Source organism: Fundicoccus sp. Sow4_H7 (assembly GCF_052115865.1).
In the GTDB taxonomy this organism is placed as follows: domain Bacteria; phylum Bacillota; class Bacilli; order Lactobacillales; family Aerococcaceae; genus Fundicoccus_A.
Window position 1 is genome coordinate 1 of sequence record NZ_JBQKME010000004.1, and the last position, 18,108, is coordinate 18,108.

The following is an 18,108-nucleotide window of genomic DNA, read 5'->3' on the forward strand; positions in this document are numbered from 1 at the left end:
TAGCAAGAAGGACACACCTGTTCCCATTCCGAACACAGCCGTTAAGCTTCTTAGCGCCGATGGTAGTTGGACCTTTGGTCCTGTGAGAGTAGGTCATTGCCACGCCGTGTGAATAATGTTCTGGAGGTTTAGCTCAGCTGGGAGAGCATCTGCCTTACAAGCAGAGGGTCAGCGGTTCGATCCCGTTAACCTCCATCATGACTCGTTAGCTCAGTTGGTAGAGCAACTGACTTTTAATCAGTGGGTCACAGGTTCGAATCCTGTACGGGTCATATTCTCTTAGGAGAATTAAATAAGCGGGTGTGGCGGAATTGGCAGACGCACTAGATTTAGGATCTAGCGTTTTACGACGTGGGGGTTCAAGTCCCTTCACCCGCATAGCTTTAGCTTATACATATTATATTATTACGCCGGCTTAGCTCAGTTGGTAGAGCATCTGATTTGTAATCAGAGGGTCGAGGGTTCAAGTCCTTTAGCCGGCATATTGCGGAAATAGTTCAGTGGTAGAACACCACCTTGCCAAGGTGGGGGTCGCGGGTTCGAATCCCGTTTTCCGCTTTGACAATTTAAAGTCATAATAGTTCCATGCCGGGGTGGCGGAACTGGCAGACGCACAGGACTTAAAATCCTGCGGTGAGTGATCACCGTACCGGTTCGATTCCGGTCCTCGGCATCATACATGGTATGAGTTTTACAAAAAATAGCACCCGTAGTTCAATTGGATAGAATACTTGACTACGAATCAAGCGGTTGCAGGTTCGAGTCCTGCCGGGTGCATTGGATATTAACGGGAAGTAGCTCAGCTTGGTAGAGCACTTGGTTTGGGACCAAGGGGTCGCAGGTTCGAATCCTGTCTTCCCGATTTTATTGATTTTAATGGGGGATTAGCTCAGCTGGGAGAGCGCCTGCTTTGCACGCAGGAGGTCAGCGGTTCGATCCCGCTATTCTCCATTTTTTTGTTTTTTGGCGGTGTAGCTCAGCTGGCTAGAGCGTCCGGTTCATACCCGGGAGGTCATGGGTTCGATCCCCTTCGCCGCTATTCTTTAAATATCTTAGGCCGGACCTTTAGCTCAGCTGGTTAGAGCAGACGGCTCATAACCGTCCGGTCGTAGGTTCGAGTCCTACAAGGTCCATATTTAATTAACATGGAGGATTACCCAAGCCCGGCTGAAGGGAACGGTCTTGAAAACCGTCAGGCGTGTAAAAGCGTGCGTGGGTTCGAATCCCACATCCTCCTTTAACACAATATATTATTACCGCGGGGTGGAGAAGCTGGCATCTCGTCGGGCTCATAACCCGAAGGTCGTAGGTTCGAATCCTACCCCCGCAATTTGCCTGTCATTCTTTCTGCGGGTGTAGTTTAGTGGTAAAACTACAGCCTTCCAAGCTGTTGTCGCGAGTTCGATTCTCGTCACCCGCTTTATAAGAATAAGGGCCTATAGCTCAGCTGGTTAGAGCGCACCCCTGATAAGGGTGAGGTCGGTGGTTCGAGTCCACTTAGGCCCATTAACATGATATTTACTTTGGATTATTTTGGGGAAGTACTCAAGAGGCTGAAGAGGCGCCCCTGCTAAGGGTGTAGGTCGGTTTTGCCGGCGCGAGGGTTCAAATCCCTCCTTCTCCGTTGGTTTTGTTTTACTGGCCCGTTGGTCAAGCGGTTAAGACACCGCCCTTTCACGGCGGTAACACGGGTTCGAGTCCCGTACGGGTCATTAATTGAATGTTTTTATATATTTTCATGGAGGATTACCCAAGCCCGGCTGAAGGGAACGGTCTTGAAAACCGTCAGGCGTGTAAAAGCGTGCGTGGGTTCGAATCCCACATCCTCCTTTTAACTCAATATTTTATTATCGCGGGGTGGAGAAGCTGGCATCTCGTCGGGCTCATAACCCGAAGGTCGTAGGTTCGAATCCTACCCCCGCAATTTTACTAATGGTTCCGTGGTGTAGGGGTTAACATGCCTGCCTGTCACGCAGGAGATCGCGGGTTCAAATCCCGTCGGGACCGTTTTATGCGGGTGTAGTTTAGTGGTAAAACTACAGCCTTCCAAGCTGTTGTCGCGAGTTCGATTCTCGTCACCCGCTTATATGTATCATTTAAAATCGTAAGAACTTCTATAAACAGAGTTGTTACGATTTTTTGTTTTGATCTTATTTTGATTAATAGTTAAAGTGATAAGGACTATTTTTGATACTCGTCGTGTAAACGAGGCAAAAGAGTTAAACTCGTTTCATCACATCAACGTATACATAAGTTGCCACAAAGCAGCCCACTATTCAACTGCATTTAGTCGAATAGTGGGCCATTTTTAATTTGCAACAAATATCCTTAATACTCAGTATTGATCATATTACTTTTTCTAAAACCTTTAATAATCAAATAAAAGGCTAAACTTACATCATTAATACCAATGGGTCATGAAATCACGCCTTTAAGCGTTGACTATTGAAGAAGTTTTAACACTTGATGATGGTGCTTAATTTTTTAATTATTCCAAATTCTATTTTCATCGCTTATTTACAGCTGTCACCGGAATTCGTTTCAGTGATTATTTGTTAAGCCGTCGTTTAAATAAAGCAGTTGCCTTAATTCAAAATACAGATTGGAATATTAGCTTTATTGTTTCTGAACTTAACTTTTCTACGCCATCTGCCTTTACACGTGCATTCAAACAATACTATAAGATTACACCGAGTGAATTACAATCTAGATCCTAGTCAGTTAAAACTGATGGATATTCCTAAATTAATTCGTCGGCCTCTAAAAAATATCAACGGTGATATCGTATCTAATTTTACAATTAATAAAATCAAAGCTTTTAAAGTAAGTGGATTAGTTTTCCAGGTAGATTTAGCCGTAGATGTTTACTGTTTAAAAATAACACAACATGCGAATCCATTTTTAGCATTACTTGATCCAAATATTCAAAGCCCAGCTTATGTTATATTTTCTGAGTGCTTGCCTAATTCTACTAAATTTAATGTTATTATTGGCATCGATCGAATCATCACCGTTAATTTACCTTATTTCTTTACAGTAGATGTTGCTGATATGTTAATGGCTTCATTTGATTACACAGGAAATTTATTAGAAATGGAAACTGTGCTCCAGTCGGATTATGCCCGCTTTTTTTATAAATTGCTAAACAAGATGCAGATCAGTCGGAGATTAATATGATTCAACGATTTGAAAGTGTTCATGACCTGTATCAACCATTTAAACTGTTTTTGCCAATCAAGGTTAGCGAGTTAGATTCCGAGTTTTGAAATTAATACTAAAATGCAATTTTATAGATTATAGATGGTGTTATTTAATCATTTTAAATCTCTTAGCTTGTAATAAATAAGCAAGCTAAGAGATTTTTTTGCGTTTAAGTTCAAATGTTTGAACTTAACTCTTGACAAATCGAACATATGTTCGTATATTTTTGTTAGGGGATTAATTTAAATGAAAGAAGGGGAGCATTGTGTTAGATTATACACAATTTCCAAGACAATCCATCCTATGTATTGACAGCAAGTCGTTTTTTGCAAGTGTCGAATGTGCAGAACGCGGTTATCATCCGATGACAAAAGAGCTGGTTGTCATGTCGCGTGGCAATTCTCAAGGTGGACTTGTGCTTGCTGCTTCACCTGCAGTTAAAGCCAAGTATGGGATTAAAACTGGGAGTCGTCGCTTTCAGTTTCCGCATTACCATAACATTGAAATTGTACCACCCCAGATGGGCTTATATATTAAACGTAATCGTCAAATTAATGCTATTTTTAAGCGTTATGTAGCCGAAACAGATATTCATACCTATAGTATTGATGAAAGCTTCTTAGATGTCAGTTATAGCCATACTTTGTTTGGGAGCAATTATCAAATTGCAGGAAAAATACAAAATGAGATTTGGAAAACTTATCGCATACCAACCAGTGTTGGTATTGGTGATAATATGTTACTGGCTAAGTTAGCTCTAGACAATGATGCAAAATATACGTCGCCTTATATTGCCTATTGGTCTTATGAAAATGTGGCTGAAACGGTTTGGAAAATCGATAAATTGAGTGATTTTTGGGGCATCGGTTCAAAAATGGAAAAGCGCCTCAACCATATAGGTATTTATTCGATTTATGATCTTGCACATACAAGTATTGAGAAACTTAAAAAATATTTTGGTGTGATTGGTGAAGAACTCTATTACCATGCTAATGGGGTTGATTTAAGTCAACTTCAAAATAAGTATCAGCCTAAAAGCAATTCGCTCTCGCTCAATCAAGTGTTGCCACGTAATTACCATCTGCAACGTGAAGTGGAAATTGTTTTGTTGGAGATGGTGGATCAATTATCGACCCGCTTGCGCAAGCAACAACAAGTAACCGGGCAAATTAGTTTATCCGTTAGTCATGGTGAAGAAGCCTTATTTCAAAATTTTTCACATCAATTAAAAATTCATGAGACCGACCAACGACGGGTATTGAAGAATTTATTTATTCAATTGTTTCGAAAGTATTATCAAGGAGGCCCTGTACGGGTGATAGGTGTAGCGGTTGGAAAATTGAGTCCTAAGCAGGGGATGCAGTTAAATTTGTTTGAAGATCCGCATGAGATTGAAAATCGTGAGCAACTAGATTTGATTATTGATTCAATTCGCGACAATTATGGCTATGAAAGTTTAATTTATGCTAATAGTTTACAAAGAGGATCGACAGCGATTGAACGTTCAAAATTGATTGGTGGGCATCATGCTTAGAAAGGATAGAACAAAATGAAATATGAAGAATACCACGATCGTGGCATGATGAAATGGCAAGGAATGATTTTATCAGACCATCGGGCGGTTTTAGAAAGTGAGAGTAGTGTTTATCGCGAAAGCTATCAAGCACCTATTCAACAGGAGCCAGATGAGATAGAGGCAACCTTAAAACGGGCCTATAAGAGCCGTTACCGAGTTTGGCTAGCCTTGAATCAACTTGATAGTAACCAAGAGTATATCGAGCGAAAAGGGCGTGTTTTAGGCTTTAGTAAGGGACTCGTACTGATTGAAAAGAAAGGCATTCCTTTTGATGCCATTCGTTGTGTCGAGTTCATTGATTCAATGCCTTTTTGGAAACAATAAAAAATCAAGCAGCCTCCCAATTATCGGAAGACTGCTTGATTCATTTTCTAATTGCAAATTACTGAGGTGGAGTTTCTTCGGTTTGTGATTCATCTGGGCTTGTTTCATCTTCTGAGTTAGAGGATGTTTCATCACTAGAAGAACTTTCACCATTTTCATTGCTACTACTACTATTTTGTTGTTGACGTTGGATGGATTCCTGTCTTTGACGTTCACGTTCTTCTGCAATATAGCTATTCCAGAAGTTGGCATGTGTTTCGTCATTTCCACCTATCATAAAGTTATACTCTAGGTTAGGCGCAGGGGATGATGTTTTGAATAGCTCAGTGGTGACGGGTTGCGAAATATTAAGTGAAACCCCACCAACGGTTATATTACCAGGTAAGGTACCTGTTCGGCTTAATATGGTTTGCTCTTGAACAGATGCCGGTTGTTGGAAGCTTTGATCCACCCCAAAAATTTCAGGGCGTAGCGCATATAAATCATTGACAACACGAGCCCAGTAACGTTGACTTCTGACACTTTCACGGTCATAGCCATCATTAACATCAATGGTGTATTCGTAATAACGGCTGTCATAGCCAATCCAAGAACCAATGGTAATGGCAGGTGTAGAAGCTATATACCAGACATCTTTTGAGTATTCACTAATACCTGATTTAGCAATCCAATCGCCGCCCATAGCCATTTCTGAACCAGCTGTTCGACCAGTTCCTTCAACATTTGTATCACGAAGCATGTCAACGATTAGGTAGTTCGTATCTTCACTAAAGACTTCAATCGGTTCGTTATCATGTTGATAGACGATATTGCCATATGAATCTTCAATTCGTTCAATGTAGTAACCATCAATATACTGTCCATTATTGGCAAAGGTTGTAAAGGCTCTTGTTTCTTCAAATACAGTCGGACCATTTGATACCCCACCTAATGAGAATGAAAGGTTCTGTGTATCTGTCTCAGTATAAGAGTCAACGGTATCAAAGCCCATACGATTTAAGTAATCAATGATTGGAATGCCACGATTTAGTAATTCTTCGTAAATACGAACCGCCGGAATATTATCTGAGCGGTAAAGTGCAGTGCGAGCTGTCATCGTTTCGCCACTTACAACAGAACCATAATTGGTTGGTGTCCATATACTTCCATCTGGATAGGTTACTTCGTAAGCCGTATCTGGAATCACAGATGCAGGGGTAATGATATTATGTTGAATGGCTGGTCCGTATACTGCTAACGGTTTGATTGTTGAACCAGGAGAACGATGCATACCAAAGGCATGGTCAATTTGATTATTTTCATAGTCTGTACCAGCAACAAACCCAAGGACACGACCCGTTTTATTATCAATAACAACAAGTCCATTTTGTATATCTTCAATATAATAGGTTTGTTCGCCAGTTTCAGGATCTTCATAAACACCGTCATAACTTACAGCGACATCATTAATATATTCTTGAGCTGAGATTTGTAGCTGATCATAAATTTCGCGATCAATGGTAGAATATACGCGATATCCACCGGTACGCAACTGTTCCTCAGCTTCTAAATAATATTCATTATAACGATCAACATCAGCATTAACGTCGTTCCAAATAGCGCTATCGTCTTGTACATTTAAACGCATTAATTGTTCAATAGCACCATTCATAATGGCTTGGTAAAGATAGGTTTGACGTTCTTCCTCACGTGGTTCAGTCGGTAAGAAATCCTTTGTGATGTCATAAGCCATGGCTTCTTCGTATTGTGCTTTTGAAATTTTTTGATCACGGTACATACGGAATAGTACTTCATGCATTCGGTCAATTCCAGCCTGTAAATTATCTCGAATCGTTCCATATTGATCATATGGGGTGTAATTATAAGGGTCTTGGGGTAAACCAATTAAGAATGCCGCTTGCGGTAAATTCACTTCATCTGGGTTAATGCCGAAAATACCTTCAGAAGCTTTGTCGATACCGGCAACATTATCGCCATTATTATTACGTCCAAATGGTGAAACATTGAGATAGGCAGCTAAAATTTCGTCTTTATCAAAATAATTTTCTAACCTTAAGGACAGCAATATCTCATTCGCTTTTCTAAAAAAAGTAACATCGTGACTCAGCATTTGTTGCTTAACTAATTGCTGGGTAAGCGTAGACCCACCAGTTCCTGTTCCAGGAGCCAGTACTTCTTGTAAGGCAGCACGAATAATGGCTTTTGGCATAATACCAGGATGCTCATAGAAATGTTCATCTTCTGTCGCAATTAAACCATCGATAATATAGGGAGAAATATCCTCTAATTCAACCGCTGTTCTTACCACATCTGAACGAATGCTTGCAATAGGTTCGCCATTACCATAATAGAGCACACTTTGTTGCTCTAAGCGGTGGAGATCTTCTGCCATTTCAGTTTCTGTAGGAGGTGTTGTATTTGATACTAGATAAGCAAAATATCCCGCAGCAGCCCCTACAGCCCCCGCACCTGCAAATAATAGGAGTAAAACTAAATAAAATGCAAGTCGTCTTAAAACATTAAAGAAAACATTGAAACTAAATATCGCCTTTTCTTTACCATCTAAATGGGATAGGGAGTAACGCTCTTTTTTCTCTTCTTTTTTCTTTAATTTTTCTTTTTCTTTAGCAGATAATATCGTTTGATCTTGGTCTGTTGCATTAATGATTGAACTTCCATTAAAGCTTAAGTCTTCATTTTTAGCAGATGCTACAACAACATCTTGAGCACTTACAGGCTCACCAGTTTGTGGCACTTCGACAATAAGTGGTGTAACTGTTGCAGTGGTATCACTAATCTGTGCATCTTTCGAACTAATATCGACAATGTTATCAGATGATTTTTCCGTTACAATCGCCTTTGCTTGTGTGACCATGACATCATCACTATGCGTGACACGTCGTTTAAACGGCCAAAATTTAAATCGATTAGGTGAGGGGAGAGCTTTTACGCTTTCAGATCGTAAAGCAGGTTCAGAATCAATGATAGCTTCTTCAGCAGAATTATTTATTTTTTTTGAAATATTTTTTGTTGAAGCTAGCATGGCTTCTTTTAATTCTGACGTATCAAGATAAACGGTATTGTCCGTTAACTTCCCTTTACGTGTCAGGGCTTTTCGCGAAATAATTTTGGTAGTCGCATGCTTGTCATCATTAGCTGTTTCAGCTTCATGTGAAATGGCTGGAATAACCTTAGTGGTTTCAAGATCATCCTCGTTCAGAATAAGGGGTTGATCCACCTGTTTTTGCTTTGCAGCGCTTTGTTTTTCATTAGATAAGGCTTCTTTACGGAAATTAGACTGATAGGTCCGTTTAATATCTTCTTCGGAATGTAAGTTTTCCAATTGGGCAATCCGAGCTTTACGACGTCGCTCTCTTTCAAAGGCTATATCTTCTGGTGAAGGGAGGTCAGCTTTTCGTTTACTTGATTGTTCTATATTTTTAGGCGGTGAACTGACTTGTTCTGTCTTTTTTGAATCCTTAGCTGATTCAATCATTGGTTGGCTAAATCGTTCTTCTTTGCTTGAATTGTCAACCGAGTCCGTTGAATCCACTTTTAGAAGCTGCTTTATCTGTTTGACTTGCTTAGTCGCTTCTGTAGCTGCTGCAAACTCTTGAGTCGCTTCATCTGCAGCAGGACCAGACCTTGTTATTGATCGTTCTTTTATAGTGTCATGTCTAATTTCTTTTTCTTTACGATCTACCGTTGCAGCTTGTTCAGTTGAAGTTACTTTTGTTTTTTCAGTATCAGCTGTTTCAGCTTTATCCTTTTGATATTGATTGCTAAAAGAGCTGCTTTGCTTAATAAACTCATCTAAGCGATGTTTATGTTCTTCATTTTTTAAGTTTTGAAGATAAGTCGCTTCATCTTCCTTACGTTTAAAGTAATCATCCACTACATCGTCTTTATAAGGATTATGTGTGGGGGTTGTATTCTCTTCAATTAAGGAATTGAATAACTTACGCGCATGCCGAATCGATCGATCTAACATCACAGACGTTTTTGGCGTCATCTTCGGTAATGGACGGCTTGCTTGGTTTTGTTCATTTTTTTGTCTGTTTTGATTCGTCAGCTTTTCTTCAGCTGCCAGGTCTTTCTTAGATTGATTTATATTTATTTTATTCGCTGTGTCTCTAGGAGGGAGTGAACGGCTAACTTTTTGTGAAAGTTTAACATCTTCCTTCTTAGAACTGTTTTCTTGCCTATGTTTGTCTTCACCTACAACAGCTTGACTTTGTTTTTGGCTTACTTGATATTCTTGTTCTTGCTTTTCTTTGAATTCATCGTAAAAATTATCCCATTTAAAGGATGTCGAAATGGTCGCTGGTTCTTTTGGCGATTCAAGCCGGTCTGAATGACCTTCTTGATTTGTATTTCCTGGGTAATCAAATGAGACATCATAATAATTAGAATCAGATGTTTGCTTTCTTGTATCTGGATTGTTTTTATGATTGTCCTTTGTCATTCATTCACCTACTTTCCAAATAGTTTTAATCTATCTTATGCTGTTTCTGATACATTAAGTGTTTCGCCAATTGCGTTTAAACGACTTTCCCATTCAGCAGTGGATAGACCATTTTCAGCAACATAACGGTTACGAGGGTGACAACGACATTTTGCTGAACAACCACGAACATATTTTGCTTCATTTTCTTCAGAAGCTAAAATTTGTTCGTTACATTCAGGGTTAGCACAGTTTACATAACGTTCACATGGTGTCCCGTCGTACCAATCTTTACCGATAACAGTCGGGTTAACACGGTTGATATCAACAGCAATGCGTTCATCAAACACATACATTTTACCTTCCCATAAATCCCCAAGTACTTCTGGATCTTTACCATAAGTATCAATACCACCATGTAATTGGGCAACATCCGAAAAGCCTTCTCTTAACATCCAACCAGAGAATTTTTCACAACGAACCCCACCTGTACAGTATACCACCACGCGTTTATCCATAAATTTCTCTTTGTTTTCACGAACCCAGTCTGGTAATTCACGGAAATTACGGATGTCTGGACGGATGGCCCCTTTGAAGTGACCTAAATCATATTCATAGTCATTACGTGTATCTAAAACAATGGTATCATCACTTAATAATGCTTCTTTAAATTCAGCAGGTTTTAAATATTTACCTGTCAGTTCTAATGGGTTGATATCATCTTCTAAATTTAAAGCAACGATTTCTTCACGGTGGCGCACAAACATTTTTTTGTGGGCATAATCGTCAGCTTCGTCTTCTTTAAACCATAGATCTTCAAAACCTTCTATGCTATGAATATAGTCTTTATATTTTTCTGTTTGTTCAATGGTTCCAGAAACCGTACCGTTAATTCCTTCTGAACCAACTAATACACGTCCTTTTAAACCGATTGATTTACAAAAGGCTAAGTGCTCACTCACAAAACGTTCAACATCGTTAATATGTTGATATTTATAAAATAATAAAACTCTAAATTCTTTTTCCAATATATTTCCTCCTTGTAGTTGCAAGCTACTATCTTTCATTATAACTATACATATTATACGAATTAATGAAAAAAAACTCAATATGATGATAAAATTCACAAAAACTTAAAGAGCCATTAACGTGATGGGTATCTTATTTCAATCTGATGACAAAGATTCGCACAAGCAAATGTCGTATGTTAAAATAAATTGAAAAGGGGGGAATAGAACTGGAAACTATATTATTAATTGCAAACCCTGGTTCAGGGCGCGGTTTAGCAGAAGACTATGCGAAACAATTGAGATATTTATTAGAAGAGAAGTATCAAGCTCGTGTCGAGATTTTCTTAACTGAAAAAGCAGGAGACGCCTTTAGGTTTGCGGCAGAGGCTAACAAAAACAATTTCGATACGGTCATTTGCTTAGGAGGGGACGGAACTGTCAATGAGACGATCAACGGTGTGTTTGAGAATGAACACTTACCCGTTTTTGGTTTCTTACCACTTGGAACGGTCAATGATTATGGACGGGTGTTAGGTTTTTCGCAAAACCCAGATGAGGCGATTCAACAATTTAAGGATATTGAAATTATTCAAAGTGATATTGCACAAATAAATGATCAAAAGTTTATCAATGTGGTCGCTATGGGTTCAATTTCTGAATCAGTTATGAATACTGATTCGGAGGATAAAAACCAGTTAGGCTTCTTAGCCTATTTAAAAGATGGTTTTTCTGCCTTTTTCCAACAACAAAGCTTACCTTTAGTAATTACAAATGCTGAAGGTGAAACTAAAAATCTACAAACCAGTTTGATTTTAATTGGTTTAACAGAATCTATTGCTAGTTTTGGCAACATGATGCCAAATGCAAGCTATGACGATGGTTTGTTGCATCTCATTGCAGTAAAAGGTGATACCCCTCTTGATGTCATTCGGGCGGTTTTGATGGGAGGCGACCGTACATCAGAATCAGACTATTTATATATCGCTTCTAGTCCATCTTTTGACATTGAAATTCAAAAAGAAGCTATCAACGACCTGGATGAAGTTTTGACCAACGTTGATGGCGACGAAGGACCCGCCTTACCGATACGATTAAAAACGTTAGCGCGTGCTTTAAACGTCATAAAACCTAAATAAATATCAGAAAAATCCTCATCTGATTTCTTTTTGAAAATATGTTATAATAGATAATGTAGAATGTTTACTGGGCCATTATTGAGAAAGAAGGGTTTCAATGGACGTTAAAGTAACAGGAACTAATCGTAGTATTATTGAGCAAGAGTTGCGCAGAGGTACGAGTAAGTCACGGATTGCGAATATTCTTGAAGTAGGTTATGCTGAAGGCTTAGACATGATTGAAAAAGTAAAAGAATCCATTCGACCGGATATCGGCGATAAGATTACTTTTACATTTCGAAATAGTCAAATGAAGGGGATTATTACTAAGTTATTAAGTAATAGTGCGGTTGTAGATATTTATTGGGAAGAATCCGATGAATTGATGCGCGATATTTGTGAGGATAAAACAATTGTAAATTTCAAAGACATTCAAAGTTTTATTACATTACCGCCACAAAAAGAAGATGCGGATATCAAATTTGAAGAATAGGAAAAAGCGACGTGATATAACATCCGTCGCTTTTTTAAATCGTTAAAATCTTTTCTAATTCATTCACGGCTTTTTGAAAATAAAATTCTGCTAGTTCAGATTCGGGCATAACCAATAGGTTGTCCATTTGGTTTTGCTGTAAAAATAAGACAAGCCAATCATTAGGCGTCGCAAATATTTGGGTCATATATGGATAGTAGATCATCGCGTGCAAATTGAAATGTTGCATGATTTCTGTTTCCAAATGAGGATTTTTTTGCTGACTATAGTCTTGAATCGCTTTGAGAGTATCTTTGTAGAAATTTTGCTGATAATAAGTTTGTAATTCGCTCATCGATAGCGTCGATTCTACACCGAACCAATTATAAGCTAGGTCACCCTTGTAGCCTATATTCAGCAAATAATGCAAGATATCATTTTTAACAAAATTTTCTAAACCAACTTCTTTTAATAAATATCTCAGCAGACCTTTGCTTTCCTCAATCGGCAAGTCGTAGATTTTCTTTAATTGGACTAAACACCCAAGAGGACCATCCTGGCTCATGGTCTGCGCAAGTTGTATGAGCTTATCTTCAGAAGGCGCTTGAGCGATAACATCACGTATTTCTTTGGTTTTTTGCCATTCATTCAATAGTTGAATGTAGTGGTCAGTGTCCTGATTATGTTCAAGTGTATAATCACGCAATTGATATAATTCAATGATAGCGTGATCTAGAGAGTATAAATAAGGAACGCTGATGGCATATAAGAAACGCACCATTTCATCTTGAAAACGATCGTTTTTATTGGGAAAATATTCTTGCCAAAGTTGGCCCAGCTGTTCATATTGTTTTAAAAAGAGAAATAACTTAACTAATTCATCAAATGCTGTTACACTGAAAGTAATCGCTAAGCTTTTTTTAAGCGCATCAATAGCTTCTTCATAGCGTTGACGTTGTAAAAAAGCAATGGCTTTTTGATAGAAGTTCTCAGCATTATTGGGTAATTCAATACGGTCTGACATTAATTTCACATCCTAGCAATTATTGAGGTGTTAACTTGATAAAAATTTATTGTGATGGAGCCTACCAGCTTTCAACAAAAAAAGCAGGTATTGGTATCCACTTTTACTTTGACGACGAACATGTTATTTATCGAAAATCATTTGACAATTTGCATGATAACCATGAAGCAGAGTTTTTAGCTGTTATTCATGCCTTAGAAGAGTTGAATCAGCGTCAAGTAGATAAGCAACAGTTAATTGTCATTCATACCGACAGTAAAATTGTTGCGTCATCCCTTGAGAAACAATTCGTCAAAAAACAACTTTATCATAACTTATTGATGCAAATCATTCAATTAATGCAAGCTTACCCCTTGGCATTTGTCAAATGGATTCCGGAAAAAGAAAATCTAGGTGCAGATGCCTTAGCGAGGCAGGCATTAAGGTTGTAGTTGAAAATCACCTCAAATCCAATTGGTTTTGAGGTGATTTTATATAAAAATGAGTGTTTATTTTTTCTTACCCCAATATTGATAAAAATCTACTTTTAAGGCACCATTATATAATTTACGTTTCTTAGTTGCTTTTTCACCATAAAAAGTTTCAAAACCTTCGTGGCTACTAAGAATGTATTTACTCCAAGTGGGCATTTGATTGTATACCTTACCCATTTGTTGGTATAGGGCTTCCACTTCTTCTTGATCCAACAGGCGGTCTCCATAAGGCGGATTACAGATTAAAATACCAAATTCTTTGTCCGTACGGAAGTCACTGAGTTGCATTTGTTTAAATTCAATACTATTGCCGACACCAGCAGCTTCGGCATTACGTTTTGCAATTTCAATCATGCGACCATCGATATCTGTTCCTAAAATATCTAATTCAATATCGTGATTAATAGCAGCTTTAGCTTCTTGACGTACTTCACTCCAAACTTCTGGATGTAAATTATCCCAACTTTCCGCCGCAAAACTACGATTTAAGCCTGGCGCAATATTATGGCCAATCATAGCGGCTTCAATTAGGATGGTGCCTGAACCACAAGTAGGGTCGTATAAAGGTCGGTCTGGATACCAAGTCGTTAACATTACCAATGCTGCTGCCATATTTTCTTTTAAAGGAGCGCCACCTTTTTCGGTACGATAACCTCGTTTAAACATACTTGATCCACTAGTGTCAATTGTTAACAAGACATGGTCTTTTAAAATAGCTACTTCAATTGGATATAAAGATCCCGTTTCACTTAAAGGGTTTTTACGATGGTAATAATCCATCATCTTTTTTGCGATAGCTTTTTTTACTATTCTTTGGACATTTGGGACACTGTGTAATTGTGATTTAATGGATTTACCGCTGACAGGAAATTCTGCATTTAAAGGTAGGACTTCTTCCCAGGGAAGGGCATAAGTTTGGTCAAATAAGCTTTCAAATGATTTGGCATTAAATTCACCAAAAATAATTTTAATGCGATCAGCTGTTCGTAACTGAATATTCGTTTTAGCAATATCTTTTGCTGTCCCTTCAAAGCGGACACGGCCGTTTTCCACTTGGGTGTGATAACCAAGATTTTTTAATTCATTATTGACTAAAGACTCGATACCTGCAGCAGCAGTAGCGATTAAAGGATATGTTTTCATAGAGACTCCTTTGCGTTATTTATTATAAAAAAAGACTCTTTTACAAGAGTCTAGGTTACCTATTTAGTAAATTTCGATAAGCCATGTTCTGTAAAAATGGATTTGATAGGTGCCCATCCATTTTTGGTAATCATCTATCTACATTATAAATGTCTTTTGTCCCGTTGAATTCCAGTCAAAAAGCGCCCCTACCAATGTTTGGGTTGCTCGCTCGAGGGGTTTACCGCGTTCCACCTTCATGTTTCCATGAAGTATCGTCACTGTGGCACTTTACAGCTTACTAATTCATAGCCTAGAGGCCTTAGAATGTTTAGCCGCCGTTAGTTTAAAAAACTACCTTAGCTTATTGTTTGGCTAAGCACGAACACTACAAGCATCTCAGCTTGTGCGAGTATGGACTTTCCTCAGCTAATAAATATTAACTGCGATTACCTAAAATTTACTATGTGTGAATTATTTAGTTGATTGGGTGAAATTGGTTGTATTATCTGTGTTATTGATTCTAGAACCAAACACATGTTTTTCAAGATTTGATAAGCGTTTTAAAATATCAAAATTTGTTACACCACTACCAGGAGATGCCGGAACATTTTTCTTCGTTAAGGCTAACTGTTTCGTTAAGTCATCCACTTTACTTACTAAACGTTCGTTTTCGTTTTTTAAATAAGCGACATCTTTTTGGTAAGAGTCATAATCTCGAATAATACTATCTAAATATTCATCCACTTCTGCAACATTGTAACCACGCATTGCTTTATTGAATTCTTTCTTAAATATATCTTTTGCGGTCAGGTTTTTTTCCGCCATTATAATCACCTCTATATTGAATTATCTTTTTACGAAACTAAGTTTATATGTAAAAATAAATATCGGTCCAAGTTACGCATAGTATGTTACTATTTTACCACAGCTATTTCAAAAGAAATCGTGTATCTTTATAACTTTTTAATAAAAAATTGTGACAAACTACCGTATAAATCATTATCTATCTTAAGGCTAGTAAAAGTCAAGTAAAGTTTAAAGTTCTTGTCAGCTTATGATAAAGATTGAAAAAATGCCTTCTCTCGGTCATAATAAGATAAAAGTAGGTGAAAGGTCAATGGGAAAAAGTAATATTTTAGCTGTTTTAGAACAATTAATTCAAGGCCAGCATTTTCAATGTGAATGGGGGATTGAATGGAACGAGCAACAGCACTATTTTGAAGTGATATTTCAATTTAGTTTACCCAATCCAGATGGCAAAATATTTAATGATGCATTAGGAAATAGTATACAATTTACAAATATTCCATACGAAACGAGTATACTATTTTACAATCAAGATTATTTAAATGTAGAGCAAAGTAATTATATTGCAAGTATCCCGATTAGTCATACACAGGGGATTGCTTATGGGGAATTATTTGCGATTATTAAATACTTAAAGTACTTAACTAGCGGCGTTCGTGTTGAATGGCTAGATTATTTAGATGAAGCAGGCGATGGCGAAATGTTTGAAGTTGCTTGGAGTGATCATGACTTTAATCAAATTAAGAAAGGTTTGATTGAAACCAATCGCTATAATGATGCGCCAGTATTTTTCCCACACAATGAAATTCAAGGAGGGTTTTTTTAATGGCGGAAGATTATTTTCAAATAACCGTTATATCATCAGTGAAGGAAGCTGACCAAATTGATTTAATTAATCATGTCTTATTTGAAGCGGGTGCATTAGGTACACAAGTCAGTTATGCAGCAGGTTACTTGGAAAACCATCCTGATTTGTTTGGAGAAATACCATTAGAATTACCGGACTGGTATTTAAAACATGCAACTGAGGTTGAAGGTTATTTTGATACATTGCCGAATAAAACAGATATTCAAGGTGAATTAGAACGCATGTTTCCTTCGACTGAATTTACCATTACTGATGGCAAAATTGATCATGAAAATTGGCAAAAGAACTGGATGAAATATTATCAGCCTGAATTTATTTCACGCTTTATTACCATTGTGCCACATTGGGAGACTTATGAAGCTAAGGAAGGCGAGAAAGTTATTTATTTGGATCCGGGTCTGGCTTTTGGAACGGGAAATCATCCGACGACGCGCTTGAGTATTCAAGCACTAGAGTTGTATATGCGGGCTAAAGATGAAGTGGTCATCGATGTGGGAACTGGGTCAGGTATTTTAGTCTTTGTGGCAGACCTGCTTGGAGCCAGCCAAGTGCTAGGTTTAGACTTAGACCCGCAAGCGGTGGATAGTGCTAATAATAATTTGGAGCTACAAAGGTCTGTCAAGGGTAGTATCACCTTCAAAGTCAATAATTTACTAGAAGGTGTTGATTTAAAGGCTGATATTATTGTGGCGAATATTTTACCTCATATTTTAGTGGACTTGTTGGATGATGCGATTAGGTTACTCAACCCTGCAGGCTTCCTCATTTTAGGTGGCATTTTAGTTGAAAAGGCTAATGAATTATTAGCAGTTGTTGAAAAACATGATGAGCTTGAATTAATCCAACGGATGGAATACAAAAATTGGGTGAATTTTGTGGTTCAATTGAAAGATGGGCAGGACTAATGCAGAGATATTTTGTTGAAGAATTAACAATAAATATTGGCGATATTATTCGTTTAAATAGCGATGATAGTCACCATTTGATTCGTGTCATGCGGGCGCGGCAAGGGATGGAAGTTTTTGTTGTGACGCAAGAAAAAGATGTTTTCATTGCTGCCTTTCAACAAACAGGACCTGATGGTCTAGCAGCAGTCAAAATTATTGCGGCGCATCCACAAAAAGTTGAATTGCCGGTTAGTGTAACGATTGCTTGTGGTTTGTCTAAAAATGATAAAATAGATTTGATTGTTCAAAAAACGACAGAATGCGGTATGGCTGCTTTTATTCCTTTAGCTTTGGAACGGGATGTCGTACAATGGACAAGCGCTAAAAGTATTAGTAAACAAGAGAGGCTGGCAAAAATTGCTAAAGAGGCAGCAGAGCAAAGTCACCGCCAGTACATTCCTGCTATACAGGATCTGATGAATCTTAAGCAACTGATGTCAATTCGAAATGATTATGATGTTTGTTTGGTTGCTTACGAAGAAGATGCCCGTTCGACAGAACATTCACAGCTGCGTCAAGTATTTAATGAGCTTGAGGAAGGTCAAAAAATATTAATTGTGTTTGGTTCTGAAGGTGGTATTAGTCCTAATGAAATCGAGCTGTTGAAAGACAATGGGTTTATTAGTTGTAGTTTAGGACCGCGAATTTTACGTGCTGAAACGGCGCCGATTTATTTTTTAAGTGCTTTAAGTTATAAAATGGAATTAGTAAATACTTTTTGA

15 protein-coding genes, 21 tRNA genes, 1 rRNA gene and 1 other RNA gene are annotated in these 18,108 nt (G+C 38.0%); 32 read left to right on the forward strand and 6 right to left on the reverse strand.

Annotation, left to right across the window (positions count from 1 at the left end):
* From rrf to ACTQ54_RS05230, 26 genes are all read left to right on the forward strand, one after another.
* Positions 1–105: ribosomal RNA gene (gene rrf, locus ACTQ54_RS05105) — 5S ribosomal RNA — on the forward strand; the annotation flags it as partial.
* Between the two features lie 17 nt (positions 106–122).
* A tRNA-Val gene (locus tag ACTQ54_RS05110) sits at positions 123–195 on the forward strand.
* A gap of 4 nt (positions 196–199) precedes the next feature.
* Positions 200–272 (forward strand) — tRNA-Lys (locus ACTQ54_RS05115).
* 24 nt (positions 273–296) lie between these two features.
* A tRNA-Leu gene (locus ACTQ54_RS05120) sits at positions 297–378 on the forward strand.
* 31 nt (positions 379–409) lie between these two features.
* Positions 410–482: transfer RNA gene (locus ACTQ54_RS05125), tRNA-Thr, on the forward strand.
* Between the two features lie 4 nt (positions 483–486).
* Positions 487–558: transfer RNA gene (locus ACTQ54_RS05130), tRNA-Gly, on the forward strand.
* Positions 559–587: 29 nt separating this feature from the next.
* A tRNA-Leu gene (locus ACTQ54_RS05135) sits at positions 588–673 on the forward strand.
* A gap of 30 nt (positions 674–703) precedes the next feature.
* Positions 704–777, forward strand: a tRNA-Arg gene (locus ACTQ54_RS05140).
* A gap of 11 nt (positions 778–788) precedes the next feature.
* Positions 789–862: transfer RNA gene (locus tag ACTQ54_RS05145), tRNA-Pro, on the forward strand.
* A 16-nt stretch (positions 863–878) separates the two neighbouring features.
* A tRNA-Ala gene (locus ACTQ54_RS05150) sits at positions 879–951 on the forward strand.
* A gap of 14 nt (positions 952–965) precedes the next feature.
* Positions 966–1,039 (forward strand) — tRNA-Met (locus tag ACTQ54_RS05155).
* 20 nt (positions 1,040–1,059) lie between these two features.
* Positions 1,060–1,133, forward strand: a tRNA-Ile gene (locus tag ACTQ54_RS05160).
* A 14-nt stretch (positions 1,134–1,147) separates the two neighbouring features.
* Positions 1,148–1,237: transfer RNA gene (locus tag ACTQ54_RS05165), tRNA-Ser, on the forward strand.
* A gap of 20 nt (positions 1,238–1,257) precedes the next feature.
* Positions 1,258–1,330 (forward strand) — tRNA-Met (locus ACTQ54_RS05170).
* 19 nt (positions 1,331–1,349) lie between these two features.
* Positions 1,350–1,420, forward strand: a tRNA-Gly gene (locus ACTQ54_RS05175).
* Between the two features lie 12 nt (positions 1,421–1,432).
* Positions 1,433–1,506, forward strand: a tRNA-Ile gene (locus tag ACTQ54_RS05180).
* Between the two features lie 29 nt (positions 1,507–1,535).
* Positions 1,536–1,624 (forward strand) — tRNA-Ser (locus tag ACTQ54_RS05185).
* Between the two features lie 16 nt (positions 1,625–1,640).
* Positions 1,641–1,712 (forward strand) — tRNA-Glu (locus ACTQ54_RS05190).
* 28 nt (positions 1,713–1,740) lie between these two features.
* A tRNA-Ser gene (locus ACTQ54_RS05195) sits at positions 1,741–1,830 on the forward strand.
* A gap of 21 nt (positions 1,831–1,851) precedes the next feature.
* Positions 1,852–1,924: transfer RNA gene (locus tag ACTQ54_RS05200), tRNA-Met, on the forward strand.
* 10 nt (positions 1,925–1,934) lie between these two features.
* Positions 1,935–2,007 (forward strand) — tRNA-Asp (locus ACTQ54_RS05205).
* A gap of 6 nt (positions 2,008–2,013) precedes the next feature.
* A tRNA-Gly gene (locus ACTQ54_RS05210) sits at positions 2,014–2,084 on the forward strand.
* Positions 2,085–2,534: 450 nt separating this feature from the next.
* A complete protein-coding gene (locus ACTQ54_RS05215) occupies positions 2,535–2,717 on the forward strand; it encodes a helix-turn-helix domain-containing protein (RefSeq protein ID WP_441755253.1) in 183 nt (60 codons plus the stop codon).
* Positions 2,695–3,177: a hypothetical protein gene (locus ACTQ54_RS05220; protein ID WP_441755085.1), complete on the forward strand. Its 483-nt coding sequence runs from the start codon at positions 2,695–2,697 to the stop codon at positions 3,175–3,177. The genes ACTQ54_RS05215 and ACTQ54_RS05220 overlap by 23 nt, the downstream gene beginning before the upstream one ends.
* Before the next feature lie 289 nt (positions 3,178–3,466).
* The gene (locus tag ACTQ54_RS05225; protein ID WP_441755086.1) at positions 3,467–4,735 is read left to right on the forward strand and encodes a Y-family DNA polymerase; all 1,269 of its coding nucleotides are present in this window, start codon (positions 3,467–3,469) and stop codon (positions 4,733–4,735) included.
* 15 nt (positions 4,736–4,750) lie between these two features.
* Positions 4,751–5,101 carry a hypothetical protein gene (locus tag ACTQ54_RS05230; RefSeq protein WP_441755087.1) on the forward strand — a complete coding sequence of 117 codons (351 nt, stop codon included), beginning with the start codon at positions 4,751–4,753 and terminating at the stop codon, positions 5,099–5,101.
* Between the two features lie 58 nt (positions 5,102–5,159).
* On the opposite strand, the gene ACTQ54_RS05235 is transcribed toward ACTQ54_RS05230, so the two are convergent.
* Positions 5,160–9,566 (reverse strand): transglycosylase domain-containing protein, encoded by a 4,407-nt coding sequence (locus tag ACTQ54_RS05235; protein WP_441755088.1) that lies wholly within the window; start codon positions 9,564–9,566, stop codon positions 5,160–5,162.
* A gap of 35 nt (positions 9,567–9,601) precedes the next feature.
* Positions 9,602–10,573, reverse strand: a complete 972-nt coding sequence (trhO, locus tag ACTQ54_RS05240; RefSeq protein ID WP_441755089.1) for an oxygen-dependent tRNA uridine(34) hydroxylase TrhO — start codon at positions 10,571–10,573, stop codon at positions 9,602–9,604.
* A 227-nt stretch (positions 10,574–10,800) separates the two neighbouring features.
* On the opposite strand from trhO, the gene ACTQ54_RS05245 reads away from it, so the two are divergent.
* Together ACTQ54_RS05245 and ACTQ54_RS05250 are read left to right on the forward strand one after the other, a co-directional pair.
* On the forward strand, positions 10,801–11,691 hold the full coding sequence (locus ACTQ54_RS05245; protein WP_441755254.1) for a diacylglycerol/lipid kinase family protein: 891 nt from the start codon (positions 10,801–10,803) through the stop codon (positions 11,689–11,691).
* Positions 11,692–11,788: 97 nt separating this feature from the next.
* Positions 11,789–12,163: a DUF2187 family protein gene (locus tag ACTQ54_RS05250; protein ID WP_441755090.1), complete on the forward strand. Its 375-nt coding sequence runs from the start codon at positions 11,789–11,791 to the stop codon at positions 12,161–12,163.
* A gap of 34 nt (positions 12,164–12,197) precedes the next feature.
* On the opposite strand, the gene ACTQ54_RS05255 is transcribed toward ACTQ54_RS05250, so the two are convergent.
* Positions 12,198–13,166, reverse strand: a complete 969-nt coding sequence (locus ACTQ54_RS05255; protein ID WP_441755091.1) for a hypothetical protein — start codon at positions 13,164–13,166, stop codon at positions 12,198–12,200.
* 35 nt (positions 13,167–13,201) lie between these two features.
* Between ACTQ54_RS05255 and ACTQ54_RS05260 the strand changes: the two genes are divergently transcribed.
* Positions 13,202–13,597, forward strand: coding sequence for a ribonuclease HI family protein (locus ACTQ54_RS05260; protein WP_441755092.1), 396 nt, complete (start codon positions 13,202–13,204; stop codon positions 13,595–13,597).
* Positions 13,598–13,654: 57 nt separating this feature from the next.
* On the opposite strand, the gene ACTQ54_RS05265 is transcribed toward ACTQ54_RS05260, so the two are convergent.
* The 3 genes from ACTQ54_RS05265 to gpsB all read right to left on the reverse strand — a co-directional run bounded on the left by ACTQ54_RS05265 (position 13,655) and on the right by gpsB (position 15,589).
* Positions 13,655–14,782: a THUMP domain-containing class I SAM-dependent RNA methyltransferase gene (locus tag ACTQ54_RS05265; protein ID WP_441755093.1), complete on the reverse strand. Its 1,128-nt coding sequence runs from the start codon at positions 14,780–14,782 to the stop codon at positions 13,655–13,657.
* Between the two features lie 72 nt (positions 14,783–14,854).
* An RNA gene (gene rnpB / locus ACTQ54_RS05270) (RNase P RNA component class B) lies at positions 14,855–15,222 on the reverse strand.
* A gap of 13 nt (positions 15,223–15,235) precedes the next feature.
* Complete coding sequence (gpsB, locus tag ACTQ54_RS05275) at positions 15,236–15,589, reverse strand: cell division regulator GpsB (protein WP_441755094.1); 354 nt, start codon at positions 15,587–15,589, stop codon at positions 15,236–15,238.
* Positions 15,590–15,881: 292 nt separating this feature from the next.
* On the opposite strand from gpsB, the gene ACTQ54_RS05280 reads away from it, so the two are divergent.
* The 3 genes from ACTQ54_RS05280 to ACTQ54_RS05290 are packed head-to-tail and all read left to right on the forward strand — an operon-like array spanning position 15,882 to position 18,108.
* On the forward strand, positions 15,882–16,397 hold the full coding sequence (locus ACTQ54_RS05280) for a DUF3013 family protein (RefSeq protein ID WP_441755095.1): 516 nt from the start codon (positions 15,882–15,884) through the stop codon (positions 16,395–16,397).
* Positions 16,397–17,344 carry a 50S ribosomal protein L11 methyltransferase gene (gene prmA / locus ACTQ54_RS05285; RefSeq protein WP_441755096.1) on the forward strand — a complete coding sequence of 316 codons (948 nt, stop codon included), beginning with the start codon at positions 16,397–16,399 and terminating at the stop codon, positions 17,342–17,344. The genes ACTQ54_RS05280 and prmA overlap by 1 nt, the downstream gene beginning before the upstream one ends.
* Positions 17,344–18,108: a 16S rRNA (uracil(1498)-N(3))-methyltransferase gene (locus tag ACTQ54_RS05290; RefSeq protein ID WP_441755097.1), complete on the forward strand. Its 765-nt coding sequence runs from the start codon at positions 17,344–17,346 to the stop codon at positions 18,106–18,108. The genes prmA and ACTQ54_RS05290 overlap by 1 nt, the downstream gene beginning before the upstream one ends.

Coding starts and splice junctions, on each gene's coding strand:
- ACTQ54_RS05230 (WP_441755087.1), top strand. CDS start 4,751: ATGAAATATGAAGAATACCACGATCGTGGCATGATGAAATGGCAAGGA.
- ACTQ54_RS05235 (WP_441755088.1), bottom strand. CDS start 9,566: ATGACAAAGGACAATCATAAAAACAATCCAGATACAAGAAAGCAAACA.
- ACTQ54_RS05250 (WP_441755090.1), top strand. CDS start 11,789: ATGGACGTTAAAGTAACAGGAACTAATCGTAGTATTATTGAGCAAGAG.
- ACTQ54_RS05255 (WP_441755091.1), bottom strand. CDS start 13,166: ATGTCAGACCGTATTGAATTACCCAATAATGCTGAGAACTTCTATCAA.
- ACTQ54_RS05265 (WP_441755093.1), bottom strand. CDS start 14,782: ATGAAAACATATCCTTTAATCGCTACTGCTGCTGCAGGTATCGAGTCT.
- gpsB (WP_441755094.1), bottom strand. CDS start 15,589: ATGGCGGAAAAAAACCTGACCGCAAAAGATATATTTAAGAAAGAATTC.
- ACTQ54_RS05280 (WP_441755095.1), top strand. CDS start 15,882: ATGGGAAAAAGTAATATTTTAGCTGTTTTAGAACAATTAATTCAAGGC.
- prmA (WP_441755096.1), top strand. CDS start 16,397: ATGGCGGAAGATTATTTTCAAATAACCGTTATATCATCAGTGAAGGAA.
- ACTQ54_RS05290 (WP_441755097.1), top strand. CDS start 17,344: ATGCAGAGATATTTTGTTGAAGAATTAACAATAAATATTGGCGATATT.